The sequence below is a fragment of the Streptomyces argenteolus genome (genome assembly GCF_042902585.1).
GTDB lineage: Bacteria > Actinomycetota > Actinomycetes > Streptomycetales > Streptomycetaceae > Streptomyces > Streptomyces argenteolus.
This window is the reverse complement of record NZ_JBIBEG010000007.1, coordinates 397,577-413,125: the sequence shown is the minus strand read 5'-3', so window position 1 is coordinate 413,125 and position 15,549 is coordinate 397,577. Positions and strand designations below refer to the sequence as shown.

Genomic DNA, 15,549 nt, shown 5'->3' with positions numbered 1-15,549 from the left:
GTGCGGCGGCCCACCTCGGAGAGGAAGTCGGCGCGGGTGAAGCCGGTGACGTCGTCGGTCACCTCGAAGTATCCGTACGCGCCGGAACCGCGGGCATGGACGACGCGCTCCGGGATGCGCTCACGGTTGAAGCGGGCGAGCTTCTCGAGCAGGTGCTGGTCCTGGACGAGGATCGGCCCGCCGGCGCCGGCGGTGGCGGAGTTCTGGTTGTCGGCGACCGGGGCGCCTGACTCGGTCGTGAGCACACGCTGGGACATGGAGGCCTTCCGTACGGGGGCTGCTGACGGCCTCAGGAGCGTAGATTCGCCGGGTTCGACGCGTCAACAGTTTGTTGAAATTGGAGGGTGGGGTTCCGGGCCGCGGCAGCGCCTGGGCGCGACAGGACAGGTGTCAGCGCCGCCGCGACCCGGAGTTCGGGGGGTGAGGGCTCTCGTCCGTAGCGGGCCGGGCTCGGCCGGCGGAGGAGGACGAGGGCCCGGGAAGAGCCGGGAGCGTCAGACCTGGGAGCCGGAGAGCCGCTCGACCGAGCGCAGCAGCGCCGAGTGGTCGAGGCCGCCGTCACCCTGCGCGCGCAGGGAGGCGACCAGCTGGGCCACGACCCCGCCGACGGGCAGGGCGGCACCGACGTTGCGGGCGGCGTCCGTGACGATGCCCATGTCCTTGTGGTGCAGGTCGATCCGGAAGCCCGGGGTGAAGTCCCGCTTCAGGAAGTTGTCCTTCTTGCGCGTCAGGACCGTCGAGCCGGCGAGTCCGCCGTTCAGGACGTCGAGCGCGGCGCTCAGGTCGACCCCGGACTTCTCCAGGAAGACGACGGCCTCGGCGCAGGCCTGGATGTTGACCGCGACGATCAGCTGGTTGGCGGCCTTCACCGTCTGGCCCGAACCGTGCGGGCCGCACAGCACGATCGTCTTTCCGAGCGCCTGGAGCAGGGGCTGCGCCGCGTCGAAGTCGCCGCGCTCGCCGCCGACCATGATGGACAGGACGGCCTCGATCGCACCGGCCTCACCGCCGGAGACGGGGGCGTCCAGCACGCGTATGCCCTTCGCCCTCGCGTTCTCGGCGAGGTCCACGGAGGTCTGCGGGGTGATGGAGGACATGTCGATCAGCAGGGTGCCCTGCCGCGCGTTCTCCAGGATCCCGTCGGGGCCGTAGGCGATGGCCTCGACCTGCGGGGACGCCGGGACCATGGTGATCACGACGTCGGCGTCGCGGACCGCCTCCGCGATCGAGGCGGCCCCCTGGCCGCCCGCCGCGACGAGCCGGTCGATCTTGTCCTGCTCCAGGGTGTAACCCGTCACCTGGTAGCCGGCCTTGACGAGGTTCTCGGACATGGGGGAGCCCATGATGCCGAGCCCGATCCAGGCGACCTTGGGGAGGGTGCTGCTCATGAGGGTGCCTTCCGGTAAGCGTGTGTGCGGGAGGGGGCGGGCCTCAGCGGGCCGGCCGGTGTTCGGCGGGCAGCCAGGCGAACGACTCGGCGCTCGGCCGGTCGCCCGGCTTGTACTCCAGGCCGACCCAGCCGTCGTAACCGGCCTCGGTCAGCTCGTCGAGGAGCCGCTCCAGGGGGAGGTCGCCGGTGCCGGGTGCGCCCCGCCCCGGGTTGTCGGCGATCTGGACGTGGCCGGTCTTCGCGGCGTACGTCTTGATCACCTGGCCGAGGTCCTCGCCGTTCATCGACAGGTGGTAGAGGTCCAGCAGGAACGTGGCGTTGCCCAGTCCCGTCGCCTCGTTGACACGGTCGACGACCTCGACGCCCGCCGGTGCGCTGACCAGCGGATAGCGCGGCGACTCAGTGGCGTTGAGCGTCTCGATCAGGAGGGCCGCCCCGATCCGGTCGGCGGCCCGGGCGGCCAGGACCAGGTTCTCCAGGGCGAGTTCGTCCTGGACGGCCGGGTCCACCCCCTCGACGCGGTTGCCGTACAGCGCGTTGAGCGCCGTGCAGCCGACCGATGCGGCGAAGTCCGCCGCCACGTCGATGTTGGCGCGGAAGCGGTCCGACTCCTCGCCGGGCAGCGAGAGTGCCCCCCGGTCCGGGCCGGGGAGCTCGCCCGCGTAGAAGTTCAGCCCCACCAGTCGCGTGCCCGCGTCGTCGAGCGCCTTCTTCAGGGCGTCGAGCTCGGCCTGCGCGGGGGTGGGGGTCTCGATCCAGGGCCACCAGAGCTCGACCGCGGTGAAGCCGGCGGCTGCCGCCGCCGCGGGGCGCGCCAGGAGCGGGAGTTCGGTGAAGAGGATCGAGAGGTTCACATCGAAGCGCTGGTCCGAGTAACCCATCATGCGCTCCTTCCGTATTGCGGAAGTTAGTTTCTGCTTAACGGAAGATTGCCTGGCGGCCCCTGCGGCTGTCAAGAGGCAGCCCGAATTCCGGGCACGCGGAAGCGGGGTGGAGGCCGTCCCGCCCTCCACCCCGCTCGCGCTCACACCTGCCTGGTCAGACGGCCGGAACCGTGTCCTCGAAGGTCGTGCCGGCGGCCCGGTAGTCCCCCACCAGCGCCGCCACCTGCGCGGGGGAGAGCACCTGGTCCTTCACGTGCAGGACGTAGTCCACCTGCTGGTCGTACGCGCGGGGCGTGGTGCTGCTCTGGCCGGCCAGGTCGATCAGCCACTGGTTGAAGTTGATCGACATCGGCCGCTCGGGGAGGTACGCCGCCCCGTGGGTGCCGAAGAGCTGCCCGTCCACGTAGTACGTGATCGCGTTGTTGTCGATGGTCACCACCAGGTCGTGCCAGCCGGCGTAGCTCACGCGCGCCTCGCTGTGCTGGTTGACCGCCTCCCAGGGGTCGGGCCGGTAGGTCTCCCACGACGTCGTGTACAGGATGCTGGACGGCTCGCCCCAGCCGCCGTTGGGCAGGTACTCGAAGTCGTACTCCGCGTAGTCGTCCGCCATCGGGGCCTTGAGGTCGTTGATCGTGAAGAAGGTCTGGACGAGGTGGTCGCCGTCCGGTCCCGACCTCGGGGCGTCGCTGAACTTCACCCGGGCCGCATAGGTGCCGTTGCGGAACTTCATGGACTTCGTGAGGATCTCCGTCTGCACCGTCGAGGCGCCCGTACCGGCGGTCGACGTCTCCAGGTTCATCACCGAGTTGCCGCTCTGGCTGCTGAAGGTGACCTTCTCGGGGGACCAGACGGCGCCCGGCACACCGGGACCGCCGGAGTTGGAGCGGACGCTCCAGCCGTTGGCCGCGATCCTCGGGTCCGCGTGGCCGGAGTAGTTGAAGTCGTCGAAGAGAGTGGGCCCGTCGGCCGGCGGGTCGGTGGGGGGATCGGTCGGATCGGTCGGGCCCCCGCCGCCGGGCGCCTCACCCCAGGCGACGACACCGCCCACCTGCGCGGTGATCCGCGGCCAGTCGGCGTAGGTGGTGCGTTCGGCGCCGAAGGAGTAGTCGTCGGACTGCCCGAGCGGCTGCCAGTCGGTGCGGTGGAAGCGCAGTTGCATGTCCCCGGTGTCCGCACCCGGGGCGAGGGAGCCCGCGCCCGGTGTGAAGGCGATCTCCAGGTAGCGGTCGGCGGTGGCCGTCGGGTTCGGGAGGGTCTTGAACGTCCCGGTGATGTTCGCGCAGCCCTTCACCGCCCAGGAGCAGGCGAACCGGTACGTGGCCGATGCGGAGTCGGCCTTGAAGTAGTAGCGCACCTTGACGTCCGCGAGCGGCACGCTCGTGCTGCCCGTGTTGCGGACCTTCAGCCATGGCTCGCTCTGGTCGGCCGAGGCCCCGGACGCGCTCGTGCGGTACTGGACGGCGAGCCCGCCGGCCGCCGCGGCACCGGCCGTCGCGGGCAGGGCGGCCAGGGCCGTACAGCCCAGGGCCAGGGTGACGGCGGCGGCCGACGCCGCGCGGATACGGCTCCTGCGGAGTGTCCTCATGGCGATGTTCCTCTCCGGAACGGTGGGGGATGGGCTACCGAGGGGGGTGCGCTGTACCTGCGGACGCGGTCGCCAAGGACCGCGGGGTCAGGGGCCGGTAGGGGACGCCCAGGGCGTCCAGCCGGGTGGTGTGGTGGCGCAGGCGCTCGACGAAGCCGGACCAGTCGGCGCGCCCGCCGGACCAGGCACGGTCCGCCAGGGCGCAGAGCCGCGGATAGGTGAGGTATTCGATCCGGTCCGGCGTCGTCACGTACTCGGTCCACAACTGCGCCTGCGTGCCCAGGACGCGGGCGGCCTCCTCGGGTGCCCAGTCCTCCGGCACCGGCTCGTTGGCGTGCACCGCGTGCAGGGGGACGAGGGGGCCCGGCTGGGACGAGGGCTCGCCGGGATCGGTGGACTGGGCGTAGTCGAGGTAGGTGGCGCGGTGGTGCGCGGTCACCACCTGGTGACCGCGCCGCGCGGCGGTGCGGGCGTGCGAGGGGTCCCGCCAGGTCATCACCGTGAACTCGGGGGGCAGCTCGGTCCCGCTCTCCGCCCAGCCGGTGGGACGGCGGCCGTGCTCCACCAGGAACGAGCCCATCCTTCCCATGAACCAGCCGTGCAGCTCCCCGGGTCCGGCCAGCCCTTCGGCCGCCGCACGCTCCCTGGCCGCCGGGCTGCTCTCCCACTCGTCGGTGGGGCACTCGTCGCCGCCGATGTGGACGTACGGGGAGGGGAAGACGTCCATGACCTCCTCCAGCACGGCCCGGCAGAAGTCGAACACCTCCTCGTGGACGCCGAGCACGGTGTCGCAGACACCCCAGCGGGTCCAGACGTCGAGCTGCCGCCCGGGGTGATTGCCCAGGTGGGGGTAGGCGGCCAGAGCCGCGCGCACATGTCCGGGCATCTCGATCTCCGGCACGACGCTCACCCCGCGCTCCGCCGCGTGGCGGACCAGGCCACGCAGCTCGTCCCTGGTGTACGCCCCGGCGTGGGCCACCCCGTCGGACAGGGACTGCGCGCGATGCCCCCCGACCGAGGTCAGCCGGGGGTAGGCGTCGACCGGCATGCGCCAGCCCTGGTCGTCCGTGAGGTGCAGATGGAGGACGTTGAGCTTGTGCAGCGCCATGAGGTCGACGTAACGGCGCAGATAGGAGACGGGCTGGAAGTGCCGGGCGACGTCGAGCATCGCGCCGCGCCAGGGATGGCGCGGCACGTCGCTGATCTCGACGCAGGGCAGCTCCCAGGAGATGCCGTGCGCGCCGCCCGACAGCGCCTCGGCGGGCAGCAGCTGACGGATGGTCTGGACACCCCGGAGCAGCCCGTCCGGCCGGGCCGCGCGCAGCAGCATGGCCTGCGGGCCGACGGTGAGGCCGTATCCCTCGTCGCCGAGCCCGCCGAGCTGCGGGTCGAGCGCCAGGACGACACGGCCCTCGGCGGAGGGCGGGAGCGGCAGCCCGGTCGTCGGCCCGAGGAGCGTGCGCAGCAGGTCGGCCGCCCCCTCCGCCCCCGGCAGGGCGCGTACACGGGTGTCCTGGTCCAGGACGAAGCGGCCCGGCCGCGGGGAGACCTTGCGGGGGAGGGGGACGAGGGACAGCTCGGGGCGTGATGCGGGCACGGGGGCCTCCGGGATCGGACGCGGGCGGGTTCGGCGGGACGGTGGGGTGGGCGCCCCGGACGGGCTCAGCCCTTCACGGCGCCGGCCGCGAAGCCGGAGGTCACATGACGCTGGAGCAGCAGGAAGATGACGAGCGCGGGCAGGGCGAAGAGCGTCGAGGCGGCCATGGTGGCGCCCCAGTCGGTGCCGAAGGTGTTCTGGAAGGACGAGAGCCAGACCGGCAGGGTGCGGTTGTCCTGCTGCTTGATGATCAGGAAGTTGGCGTAGGCGAACTCGTTCCAGGCGGTGATGAAGCCGAACAGCGAGGTCGCCATCAGGCCCGGGGCCAGCAGGGGCAGCGCCACCCGCGCGAACGCACCGGTCCTCGTGCAGCCGTCCACCTGGGCGGCCTCCTCCAGCTCGGGCGGGATCGTCGCGATGAAGCCCCGCAGCACCACGATCGTGAAGGGCAGCGTGATCATGAAGTAGACGAGGGTCAGGGTGGGCAGCCGGTCGAGCATGTCCGTGTCACGGGAGATGATGTAGATCGGGATGATCAGCGACTCCCAGGGCGCCATCTGGGCGACGAAGACCAGCAGCATGAACTGCCGCCGCCCCTTCCAGCGCAGACGGGCGACCGCGAACGAGGCGCCGAGCGCCACCACGAGGGACAACAGCACGGCTCCCAGCGTCACCAGGACGCTGTTGCGCCAGAACAGTTCGAAGCCGTCCGCCTGAACGGCCCGGCGGAAGTGCTCCAGCGTCCAGGTGTAGGGCACGAGCCGGGGTTCGGCGGACCGGATGTCCCGCGAGGGCTTGAACGCCGTGGAGATCATCCAGTACACCGGGAACAGGCAGACCACGACCGTCACGACGGCGGCGGCGTTCAGCGGGATCCGCCGGAAACGGGCACGGAGCAGAGTCATCGCGGGTCGTCCTCCTGGCGGAACATCTGGCGGAAGTAGAGGACCAGCACCCCGGACATCAGGACCACGGTCACCATCGACGCGGCGGAACCCAGGTCGTAGCGCTGGCTGGAGAGCGCCGTCTGCACCGCGTAGACGGGCAGGATCGTGGTCGCGTCACCCGGGCCGCCCCGGGTCATCACCCAGATCTGGACGAACGCCTTGAAGGTCCAGATCACCTCCAGCGACAGCACCAGCATGAAGATCGGCCGCAGCATCGGGAAGGTGATCGAGCGGAAGACGCGGGAGGCGGAGGCGCCGTCCATCCGCGCCGACTCGTACAGCTCGGCGGGGACGGTCGTCAGGGCGGAGTAGAGGGTGATCGCGGCGAACGGCACGGACTGCCAGACGATCAGCAGGACCAGGATCGCGAAGGCCGCCGTACCGTTCGCGAACCACGGATAGCGGTCGAAGGAACCGAAGCCGAGCGCGGTCAGCGACTGGTTCACGATGCCGAACTCCGAGTGGAACAGCCACTGGAAGACGGTCGTGGCCGCGACGACCGGCATCGCCCAGGCGAGCACCAGGGAGCAGAGCACGACCGTACGGCCGAAGCGGCCCATCCGTTCCGTCATCAGTGCGACCAGGGTCGAGATGCTCATGATCAGCACCACGTTGACGGCCATGAAGGCGAAGGTGCGGCCGGTCACCTCCCAGAAGCGCGGATCCGACAGCAGCGTCCGGTAGTTGCGCAGACCCACGAACTCGGCGTCCCCGGTGATCAGCTGCCGCAGCCGGAAGTCCTGGAGCGAGATCACCACGGCCCGCACCAGCGGGTAGACGAGCAGGTAGAGCATCCCGCCGATCGCGGGCGCGATCAGGGCGTACGGCCAGAAGGTGTGCGACGGCCGCCCACGCCGCCGCCCCGGCGGTGGGTGCGGTGGACGGTGGACGCGTGGCGCGGTTCGTTCACGGACGGCCGGCACGGCGGGCCTCCTCTCGGTGGGGGGTCATCGGGTGGGGAGGGTCAGGAACTGGCGTTCATGGCACGGGTGATGTCCGCGGAGGCCCTGGCCGCCTCCTCGGCCGCGTCACCGCCGGTGAGCACCGCGGTCATGTAGTCCTTCACCGGGTTCTCGGCCTCGACCGCCGCCCAGCCCGGGGTGTTCGGGGTCGCGTGCCCGTTCGCCGCGCCGACGGCCATCGCCGAGGCGCCCGGGTCCGCAGCCACCGCCGAGGCGAGTGTGGTCCGGTTGGGCACGTAGCTCATGGCCACCGCGAGCTTTTTCTGCCAGGCGTCGCCCGTGAGCTCCTTGATGAAGGTGACCGCCGCCTCCGGATGGCCGGCCGCCGCGGGCACCACCAGGTCCGAGCCCCCGGTGAACACGGCTCCCGGCGCGCCGGCCGTCTTCCCGGGGATCGGGAAGAAGCCCAGCTTGCCCTTGAGCCCGGGGTTGTTCTCGACGACCACGTTGGCGCCGCCCGGGGTGGAGATGACCTGGGCCACCTGCCCCTGGGCCATCACCTCGGCCTGCGGCGGGTCGTCCTCGTCGGAGTCCTTGGGGCCCTTGCCGAGCGCCTGGAGCCGGGCGTAGAACTCCATGCCGCGCAGGGCCTCGGGCGTGTCCAGCGCACCCTTCCACCGTCCGCCCCACTCGGTGGCCAGGTCCCCGCCCTCGTCCCAGACGAAGCCGGCCAGCGCGTACCAGAGCTGGCCCGGCAGGTAGATGCCCTGTGTGCCGCCCTTGTTCAGCGCGGTGGTGGCCTCGATCCACTTCTGCCGGGTGGTGATCCCGGCGGCGTCGATCCCCGCCTTCTCGAAGAGGTCCTTGCGGTAGATCACGACCCGGTTGGCCGCGTAGTACGGGATGCCGTACTGCTTCCCGTCGTAGGAGCCGGGCTCCGCCAGCCCCTTCAGCCAGTCCTCGCCGTTCAGCTCGGCCTTCTTGTCGGTGAGGTCCAGCAGCCCACCGCTCTCGGCGAACTGCGCCACCTGCGTGTTGCCCGCCTCGATCACGTCCGGAGCGTCGTTGCTCGCCAGGGCGGCGGTGATCTTCTGGCCGATGCCGTCCCACTCCTGGATCTGGATCCGGACGTCGATGTCCGGGTGGGCCGCCTCGAAGCCCTCGGTGAACTCCTTCTGGAAGGCGGCCGAGACGCTGTCGCGCATCAGCCAGACGTCGACCGTGGTCACGCCCCCGGCCTCGTCGCCGCCGTCACCACCGGAACTGCAGGCACTGAGAGCGGCGGCCGTCACGAGCGCGGACACACCGGCAAGCAAGCGGTACTTCACGGTTCACCTCAACGGGAGCAGAGACCTGACCACCTGACCAGTGAAGCCCACTGGACAGCTCACCTCTTGGTGGTGGACGAAGGTGGCATAGACCAATGGGGGCGTCAACCCCTCTTGTAAAAAGGGGCATTGGCGATCTGTCGGCAAATCAGGGCTGTTCTTCCCGGCCTGGATGGCTACACTTTCCCTGACCAGTTGCCCTGAGTTGCTCAACTGGTAAAGAGAGTGGGACGCCAGAAAGGGCCTGCATGAAAGCCGACGTACCGGGGACGGTGCTCAAACGGGAGCGGGCGCGCGACGCGGTCCTCGAACTGATCGAGGACCGCAGCCCCGGGGACGCCATCCCCTCGGAGCGGGCCCTGTGCGCCCTGCTCGGAGTGTCCCGGCCCACCGTGCGGGCGGCCGTCGACGAGCTGGTCTCCGCCGGGCTGCTGGTCCGCGAGCACGGCCGCGGCATGTTCGTCGCCCCGGAGAAGATCACCCAGGAGCTGATCTCCGCCGACCTGGCCCTGAGCGTGCCTCAGGCCGCCGGGGCGTGGTCGAGCAGGCTGCTGGAGTTCACCACCCACCAGGCCGGCGCCCGCGTCGGCCGCAAGCTGCGCATGTCGCCCGCCGAGGAGATCGTCTACGTCGCACGGCTGCGCCTGGTCGACGGTGCCCCGATGGCGATCGAGCACCTGCACATCAGGGCCGCGCTCGTCCCCGGTCTGTCCGCACACGAGCTGGAGAACGGCGATCTCTACGAGCATCTGCGCCACACCCACGGGGTGCACGTGCGAGAGGCGGTCCAGGCCATCGAGCCCACCGTCGTCACCCGGGCCGAGGCCCAGCTCCTGGAGGTCCCGGAGCTCTCCCCCGCCCTGCTCTTCGAGCGTCTGACCTCCGACACCGCCGGGGTGCCCGTGGAGTACGTCCACTCGCTCTACCGGGGTGACCGCTACCGGATCGTCTCCCGGCTGGCCCTGGGGCCGGCCGCCGCCGAGACCGGGCTCCCGGGGAGCGCCCCGGTCAGGGACGGCCATCACCCGGGAATCCCGCCCGGCGACTTCGCGCACGGCGACCCGATCACCTCCTCCACCCGTGGGGACATCCAGGCCGGACCATGAGGCGGGACGGCTTGCCTTAGGGTCGGGACGAGCCGCGCGAGCCGAGGGACGCGGCGGGACATGAGGGAGGCACCGTGCGCTTGAGGGTGGAATTCACCACCGAGCCCTTCGATCTCGACGAGGCACCCGCCCACGCGGTGGTCGCACGTGAGGTCATCCAGGCCGCCGACCTGGACGCCGTGGACGTCGGGCCTTTCGGGAACACGGCCGAGGGGGGTGCCGACGAGGTGCTGACCGCGGTCGACTCCCTGCTGCGCAAGGCTCTGGCCTCCGGTGCCACCCGGGTCTCCCTCCAGCTCAACGTGATCGGGGATGACACCCCGTGACCGAACCCGTCGATCACCCCCTGGTCACCGCGGTGAAGCCGCTCGTCGACGCGATGGGGGCCGAGCTGCTGAGTCCCGGACAGGCGGCGGCCGACGACGTCGTACTGGCCTGGGAGGGTGTGGACGTCATAGCGGTGCGGCTCCCGCAGCTGTCGGAGTCGCTCGACCACATCCTGGCCGCGATGGAGCGGCGGCACGGAATGCCGCTCTCCGACCTGGACCGTAAGACCAAACAGGACGTCGTGCGGTCGCTCGAGGCACGTGGTGCCTTCGCCGTGCGGCACGGGGTGGAGACCGTGGCCGGAGCCCTCGGTGTCAGTCGCTTCACTGTTTACAACTACTTGAACAGGGAGTAACACGGCCAAGGTAGAACTGTCACCCGAAGAGGGTCGATGCCGTCGTCCGGGAACTCGGGCGGCGGCATCATCTGTTCGTGGAATTTCAACAAACTGTTGACGTGGTGTTGCGAAGGGCGTTAGCTATCCGCAGCCCGACAACGCACAGCGAAAAACAGCCACGGAGGCTCCCGTGACTTCGAGCTCCACACCGGGCCTCGCCCGGTTCAACACCCTGGCGGCCGGCGAGGCCACAGCCGCGCTGCACGAGGTGTGTGCCAGTGCGGAGTGGGGAAAGTTCGTTCTCGCCCACCGGCCGTACGACAGCACCGAAGCCCTGTTCTCCGCGAGTGACGCCGCCATGGCAGGACTCTCCGCGGAGGACCTGGCCGAGGCGATGGCCGGCCACCCGCCGATCGGCCGCCCGAAGCCCGGAGATCCGGCCTCCGCCCGTGAGCAGCGGGGGATGGCCGGGGCCTCCGAGGAACTCAGGACCGAGATGCTCGAACTCAACCTGGCCTACCAGGAGCGGTTCGGGCACGTCTTCCTGATCTGCGCCACCGGAGCCACCGGTGAGCAGATGCGCGACGCGGTGAAGTCCCGGATCGGGAACTTGCCCGAGCAGGAGCGCGAGATCGTGCGCACCGAACTGGGCAAGATCAACCGCATCCGGCTGACCCGCCTCGTACAGGACTCCCCAGAACAAGGAGCGTGACGGTCTTGAGCACCGACACCACCGCATCGGTGTCCACCCACATCCTGGACACCAGCATCGGCCGCCCCGCCGCGGCAGTCAGCGTCTCCCTCGCCGCACGCGGCGGTGCGGACGCCGCCTACGCCGCGCTCGGCGGTTCCGTGACCGACGCGGACGGGCGCTGCAAGGACCTGCCGGCACTGCCGGAGGGCACCACCCACGTACGGCTCGTCTTCGACACCGAGTCGTACTTCACCAGCCAGAAGCAAGCCGAGGCGCAGCAGGACGCCCCCCGCGTAAGGGACAGCGGCGCGTTCTTCCCGGAGGTGGCGATCGCGTTCGCCGTCACCCCGGGCGAGCACTATCACGTACCGCTGCTGCTCAACCCGTTCGGCTACTCCGTTTACCGAGGGAGCTAGCAGACAACATGCCCACGATTCTCGGCCAGAACCAGTACGGCAAAGCAGAGAACCGCGTCGTCAGGATCACGCGGGACGGCGACACCCACCACATCAAGGACCTCAACGTCTCGGTCGCCCTCTCCGGCGACATGGACGACGTCCACTACTCCGGCTCCAACGCCAACGTCCTGCCGACCGACACCACGAAGAACACGGTGTTCGCCTTCGCCAAGGAACACGGCATCGAATCCGCCGAGCAGTTCGGCATCCACCTCGCCCGGCACTTCGTGACTTCGCAGGAGCCGATCAAGGTGGCCCGGATCAGGATCGAGGAGTACGCCTGGGAGCGCATCGCGACCTCCGACGGCAACTCCAGGTTCATCGGAGCCGACGAGGTCCAGCACTCCTTCGTCCGCAAGGGCCAGGAGACCCGCGTCAGCCAGATCACCTACGACGGTGAGAAGTGGGAGGTCATCTCGGGCCTCAAGGACCTCACCGTCATGAACTCCACCAACTCGGAGTTCTGGGGTTACGTCAAGGACAAGTACACGACGCTGAAGGAGGCGTACGACCGCATCCTCGCGACGGACGTATCCGCCCGGTGGCGCTACAACTGGACCGACGACGGACAGCGGATGCCCAACTGGGAGAAGTCCTACGAGCAGACGCGCACGCACATGCTCCAGGCCTTCGCCGAGACGTACTCCCTCTCGCTCCAGCAGACCCTCTACCAGATGGGTTCGCGCATCATCAACCACCGCAGCGAGATCGACGAGATCCGCTTCTCACTGCCGAACAACCACCACTTCCTCGTGGATCTGGAGCCCTTCGGCCTCAAGAACGACAACGAGGTCTACTTCGCGGCCGACCGCCCGTACGGCCTCATCGAGGCCACCGTGCTGCGGGACGGTGTCGAGCCGAAGATCCCGGTCGACATGACCAACCTCTGACGCGGTGCTGAACCGGCTCCCGCCCCCAGCGGCGCGGGGGCCGGTCATCCCGGAGGGAAATACCATGGCACAGCCTGCATCGGGGCCGGCGAAAGGCCCATGTACCGCCCCACCGACCGCTGCCGTGACGGCAGTTCACCCGGTGGACGAAAAGCTCAAGCCCTCGCGGCTCGTACCCGCCGCACTCCAGCACATCGCCGCCATGTACGCGGGCGTCGTCACCCCTCCGCTCATCATCGGGCAGGCCGTCGGTCTCGACGCGGCCGGCATGACCCGTCTGATCGCCGCGAGTCTCCTGATCGCGGGAGTCGCGACCCTCCTCCAGACCCTCGGGGCAGGGCGTTTCGCGGGCAACCGCCTGCCGTTCGTCAACGCCGCGTCCTCCGCCGGGATCGCGCCGATGCTGGCCATCGCCGAGACCAGCGCCCCCGGCCGTCAACTCCCCGCCATCTACGGGGCGGTGATCGTCGCCGGAGCGTTCTGCCTGGCCGTGGGCCCGTTCTTCGGGCGGATGCTGCGCTTCTTCCCGCCGCTGGTCACGGGAGTGGTCATCACGCTCATCGGGGTCACCCTGATGCCGGTACCGGTCGGCTGGGCCCAGGGCGGGGACGAGACCGCCGGTGACTTCGGCGCCATGAAGTACCTCGCGCTGGCCGGCTTCACGCTCGTCGTCATCCTGCTGATCCAGCGCTTCGGACGGGGCTTCGTCAAGCAGACAGCCCTGCTCGCGGGCATGTTCGCCGGCACCCTGGCCGCCGTGCCCTTCGGGCTCGCCGACTTCTCCGCCCTCGGCTCCGCGCCCGTCGCCGCCCTGCCCACCCCCTTCGCCTTCGGCGCACCCGAATTCCAGCCCGCCGCGATCCTCTCCCTGTGCATCGTGATGCTGGTGCTGATGACGGAGTCCTCCGCCGGAATGCTGGCACTCGGTGAGATCTGCGAGCGGCGCACCGACGGCGCCACCCTCACCCGCGGCCTGCGCACCGACGGCATCGCCACCCTGCTCGGCCCCGTCTTCGGCGGCTTCCCGACCAGCGCCTTCGCGCAGAACGTCGGTGTGGTGTCCCTGACGAAGGTGCGCAGCCGGTACGTGGTCGCCGCGGCGGGCGGCGCCCTGCTGGTCCTGGGTGCCTTCCCCGTGCTCGGGGCGGTCGTCTCGCTGGTCCCCATGCCCGTGCTCGGCGGTGCCGGCATCGTCCTGTTCGGTTCGATCGCCGTGAGCGGCATCCGGACCCTGGCCGAGGCCGGACTCGACGACAGCTCCAACATCATCCTCGTCGCGGTGGCGCTCGGCGCGGGCATCATCCCGCTCGCGGCCCCCGGCTTCTACGCCGGATTCCCCTCCTGGGCACAGACCGTGCTCGGCTCCGGGATCAGTGCGGGAGCGCTCGTCGCGGTCCTGCTCAACCTGTTCTTCCATCATCTCGGCACCCACAGCCGTCACGCTGTGGCACTCAAATCCTCCTAGGGTCCTGCCGTGCCCACATCGCCAGAGACAGAAGAGGGAAGCGCCATGGCAGCTTCGGCGGATCCAAGGACCACCCAGCGCATCGTCATCGAGAACTGCGCGATCGCCACCGTCGACGCCGACGACACCGAGTACGCCTCGGGGTACGTCGTCGTCGCGGACAACCGCATCGAGTCCGTCGGCGCGGGCAGCGCACCCGAGGGCCTGACCGGTGTCGTACGGCGGGTCGACGGCACCGGGCACCTCGCCACGCCGGGACTGGTCAACACCCACCACCACTTCTACCAGTGGATCACCCGGGGGCTGGCGACCGACCACAACCTCTTCGACTGGCTGGTCGCCCTGTACCCGACCTGGGCGCGCATCGACGAGCAGATGGCCCGCACGGCAGCGCAGGGATCGCTCGCGATGATGGCCCGCGGCGGGGTGACCACCGCCATGGACCACCACTACGTCCACCCCCGGGGCGCCGGCGACCTGTCCGGCGCGATCATCGGCGCAGCACGGGACATGGGCGTACGGTTCACCCTCGCCCGCGGTTCCATGGACCGCGGCGAGAAGGACGGCGGACTGCCGCCGGACTTCGCCGTGGAGACCCTCGACGGCGCCCTCGCCGCCACCGAGGCGACCATCGACGAGCACCACGACACCTCGTTCGGCGCCATGACGCAGATCGCGGTCGCCCCCTGCTCACCCTTCTCCGTGTCCACCGAACTGATGCGGCAGGGAGCCGAGTTGGCCCGGCGCCGCAACGTGCGGCTGCACACCCACGGCTCGGAGACCGTCGAGGAGGAGCAGTTCTGCAAGGAACTGTTCGGGATGGGCCCGACGGACTACTTCGAGTCGACCGGCTGGCTCGGCGACGACGTGTGGATGGCGCACTGCGTCCACATGAACTACTCCGACATCGCCGCCTTCGCCCGCACCGGCACCGGCGTCGCGCACTGCCCTTCCTCCAACGCCCGCCTGGCCGCGGGCATCGCCCGGGTCCCCGACATGCTCGCCGCGGGTGTCCCGGTCGGGCTCGGCGTCGACGGCACCGCGTCCAACGAGTCGGGCGAGCTCCACACCGAACTGCGCAACGCCCTCCTCATCAACCGCCTCGGCGCCCACCGGGAGAAGGCCCTGAACGCCCGTCAGGCCCTGCGCCTGGGCACCCACGGCGGTGCCAGGGTCCTCGGCCGGGCCGACGAGATCGGCTCCCTGGAGCCGGGCAAGCTCGCCGACCTGGTGCTGTGGAAGCTGGACACCCTCGCCCACGCCTCCATCGCCGACCCGGTGACCGCCCTGGTCTTCGGCGCCGCGGCCCCCGTCACGCTCTCGCTCGTCAACGGCAGAACCGTCGTCGAGGACAACCGTCTCACCACGGTGGACGAGGACGCCATCGCCCGGGCGACCCGTGACGAGGCCCGGCGCCTGGCACGGATCGCCGCCGGAGCCTGATGCTCCGTACCCCCTGACAGGCCGGCCGAGGGGGACGGCCCTCGGCCGGCCGCCGTGGACCCCCGGGTTCACGGCAGCCTGTGGCGGGGGGGGGGGGGGGGGGGGGGGGCCCCCCCCCCCCCCCCGGCCCGCCCCGCCCCCCCCCCCCCCCCCCCCCCCACCACCACCACCCCCCCCCCCCCCCCCCCCCCAACCC

At 70.4% G+C, this 15,549-nt stretch carries 16 protein-coding genes; 8 read left to right on the top strand and 8 right to left on the bottom strand.

What is annotated here, in order from left to right; genetic code table 11:
- The 8 genes from ACFY8O_RS25465 to ACFY8O_RS25430 all read right to left on the bottom strand — a co-directional run.
- Positions 1-257 (bottom strand): catalase (locus ACFY8O_RS25465; protein WP_387906079.1); only part of this gene is annotated, 257 nt, incomplete at its 3' end.
- Positions 258-494: 237 nt separating this feature from the next.
- A complete protein-coding gene (locus tag ACFY8O_RS25460) occupies positions 495-1,388 on the bottom strand; it encodes a 2-hydroxy-3-oxopropionate reductase (protein WP_145809852.1) in 894 nt (297 codons plus the stop codon).
- Between the two features lie 43 nt (positions 1,389-1,431).
- Entirely contained in the window at positions 1,432-2,271 is an 840-nt protein-coding gene (locus ACFY8O_RS25455; protein WP_387906078.1) for a TIM barrel protein, read from the bottom strand.
- A gap of 157 nt (positions 2,272-2,428) precedes the next feature.
- On the bottom strand, positions 2,429-3,859 hold the full coding sequence (locus tag ACFY8O_RS25450) for a cellulose binding domain-containing protein (protein ID WP_387906075.1): 1,431 nt from the start codon (positions 3,857-3,859) through the stop codon (positions 2,429-2,431).
- Between the two features lie 34 nt (positions 3,860-3,893).
- Positions 3,894-5,456, bottom strand: a complete 1,563-nt coding sequence (locus ACFY8O_RS25445) for a beta-N-acetylhexosaminidase (protein ID WP_387906073.1) — start codon at positions 5,454-5,456, stop codon at positions 3,894-3,896.
- Between the two features lie 65 nt (positions 5,457-5,521).
- On the bottom strand, positions 5,522-6,361 hold the full coding sequence (locus ACFY8O_RS25440) for a carbohydrate ABC transporter permease (protein WP_387906070.1): 840 nt from the start codon (positions 6,359-6,361) through the stop codon (positions 5,522-5,524).
- Entirely contained in the window at positions 6,358-7,326 is a 969-nt protein-coding gene (locus ACFY8O_RS25435) for a carbohydrate ABC transporter permease (RefSeq protein ID WP_387906067.1), read from the bottom strand. Before ACFY8O_RS25435 ends, ACFY8O_RS25440 begins: the two co-directional genes overlap by 4 nt.
- A gap of 41 nt (positions 7,327-7,367) precedes the next feature.
- A complete protein-coding gene (locus ACFY8O_RS25430; RefSeq protein WP_387906064.1) occupies positions 7,368-8,633 on the bottom strand; it encodes an extracellular solute-binding protein in 1,266 nt (421 codons plus the stop codon).
- Positions 8,634-8,881: 248 nt separating this feature from the next.
- Between ACFY8O_RS25430 and ACFY8O_RS25425 the strand changes: the two genes are divergently transcribed.
- From ACFY8O_RS25425 to ACFY8O_RS25390, 8 genes are all read left to right on the top strand, one after another.
- Positions 8,882-9,739, top strand: a complete 858-nt coding sequence (locus ACFY8O_RS25425) for a GntR family transcriptional regulator (protein ID WP_387906063.1) — start codon at positions 8,882-8,884, stop codon at positions 9,737-9,739.
- A gap of 74 nt (positions 9,740-9,813) precedes the next feature.
- A complete protein-coding gene (locus ACFY8O_RS25420; protein ID WP_387906061.1) occupies positions 9,814-10,065 on the top strand; it encodes a thiamine-binding protein in 252 nt (83 codons plus the stop codon).
- Positions 10,062-10,421 (top strand): helix-turn-helix domain-containing protein, encoded by a 360-nt coding sequence (locus ACFY8O_RS25415; protein ID WP_145809837.1) that lies wholly within the window; start codon positions 10,062-10,064, stop codon positions 10,419-10,421. The genes ACFY8O_RS25420 and ACFY8O_RS25415 overlap by 4 nt, the downstream gene beginning before the upstream one ends.
- Before the next feature lie 172 nt (positions 10,422-10,593).
- Positions 10,594-11,115: a 2-oxo-4-hydroxy-4-carboxy-5-ureidoimidazoline decarboxylase gene (gene uraD, locus ACFY8O_RS25410; RefSeq protein WP_387906058.1), complete on the top strand. Its 522-nt coding sequence runs from the start codon at positions 10,594-10,596 to the stop codon at positions 11,113-11,115.
- Positions 11,116-11,120: 5 nt separating this feature from the next.
- Positions 11,121-11,513, top strand: a complete 393-nt coding sequence (uraH, locus tag ACFY8O_RS25405) for a hydroxyisourate hydrolase (RefSeq protein ID WP_167526239.1) — start codon at positions 11,121-11,123, stop codon at positions 11,511-11,513.
- Between the two features lie 8 nt (positions 11,514-11,521).
- Positions 11,522-12,445 carry a factor-independent urate hydroxylase gene (pucL, locus tag ACFY8O_RS25400; protein ID WP_145809833.1) on the top strand — a complete coding sequence of 308 codons (924 nt, stop codon included), beginning with the start codon at positions 11,522-11,524 and terminating at the stop codon, positions 12,443-12,445.
- A gap of 64 nt (positions 12,446-12,509) precedes the next feature.
- Positions 12,510-13,910, top strand: coding sequence for a nucleobase:cation symporter-2 family protein (locus ACFY8O_RS25395; protein WP_387906054.1), 1,401 nt, complete (start codon positions 12,510-12,512; stop codon positions 13,908-13,910).
- A gap of 45 nt (positions 13,911-13,955) precedes the next feature.
- Positions 13,956-15,353 carry an 8-oxoguanine deaminase gene (locus ACFY8O_RS25390; protein ID WP_387906051.1) on the top strand — a complete coding sequence of 466 codons (1,398 nt, stop codon included), beginning with the start codon at positions 13,956-13,958 and terminating at the stop codon, positions 15,351-15,353.
- The last annotated feature ends 196 nt before the right edge of the window (positions 15,354-15,549 follow it).

Coding starts and splice junctions, on each gene's coding strand:
- ACFY8O_RS25390 (WP_387906051.1), top strand. CDS start 13,956: ATGGCAGCTTCGGCGGATCCAAGGACCACCCAGCGCATCGTCATCGAG.
- ACFY8O_RS25425 (WP_387906063.1), top strand. CDS start 8,882: ATGAAAGCCGACGTACCGGGGACGGTGCTCAAACGGGAGCGGGCGCGC.
- ACFY8O_RS25460 (WP_145809852.1), bottom strand. CDS start 1,388: ATGAGCAGCACCCTCCCCAAGGTCGCCTGGATCGGGCTCGGCATCATG.
- pucL (WP_145809833.1), top strand. CDS start 11,522: ATGCCCACGATTCTCGGCCAGAACCAGTACGGCAAAGCAGAGAACCGC.
- ACFY8O_RS25455 (WP_387906078.1), bottom strand. CDS start 2,271: ATGGGTTACTCGGACCAGCGCTTCGATGTGAACCTCTCGATCCTCTTC.
- ACFY8O_RS25440 (WP_387906070.1), bottom strand. CDS start 6,361: ATGACTCTGCTCCGTGCCCGTTTCCGGCGGATCCCGCTGAACGCCGCC.
- ACFY8O_RS25395 (WP_387906054.1), top strand. CDS start 12,510: ATGGCACAGCCTGCATCGGGGCCGGCGAAAGGCCCATGTACCGCCCCA.
- ACFY8O_RS25450 (WP_387906075.1), bottom strand. CDS start 3,859: ATGAGGACACTCCGCAGGAGCCGTATCCGCGCGGCGTCGGCCGCCGCC.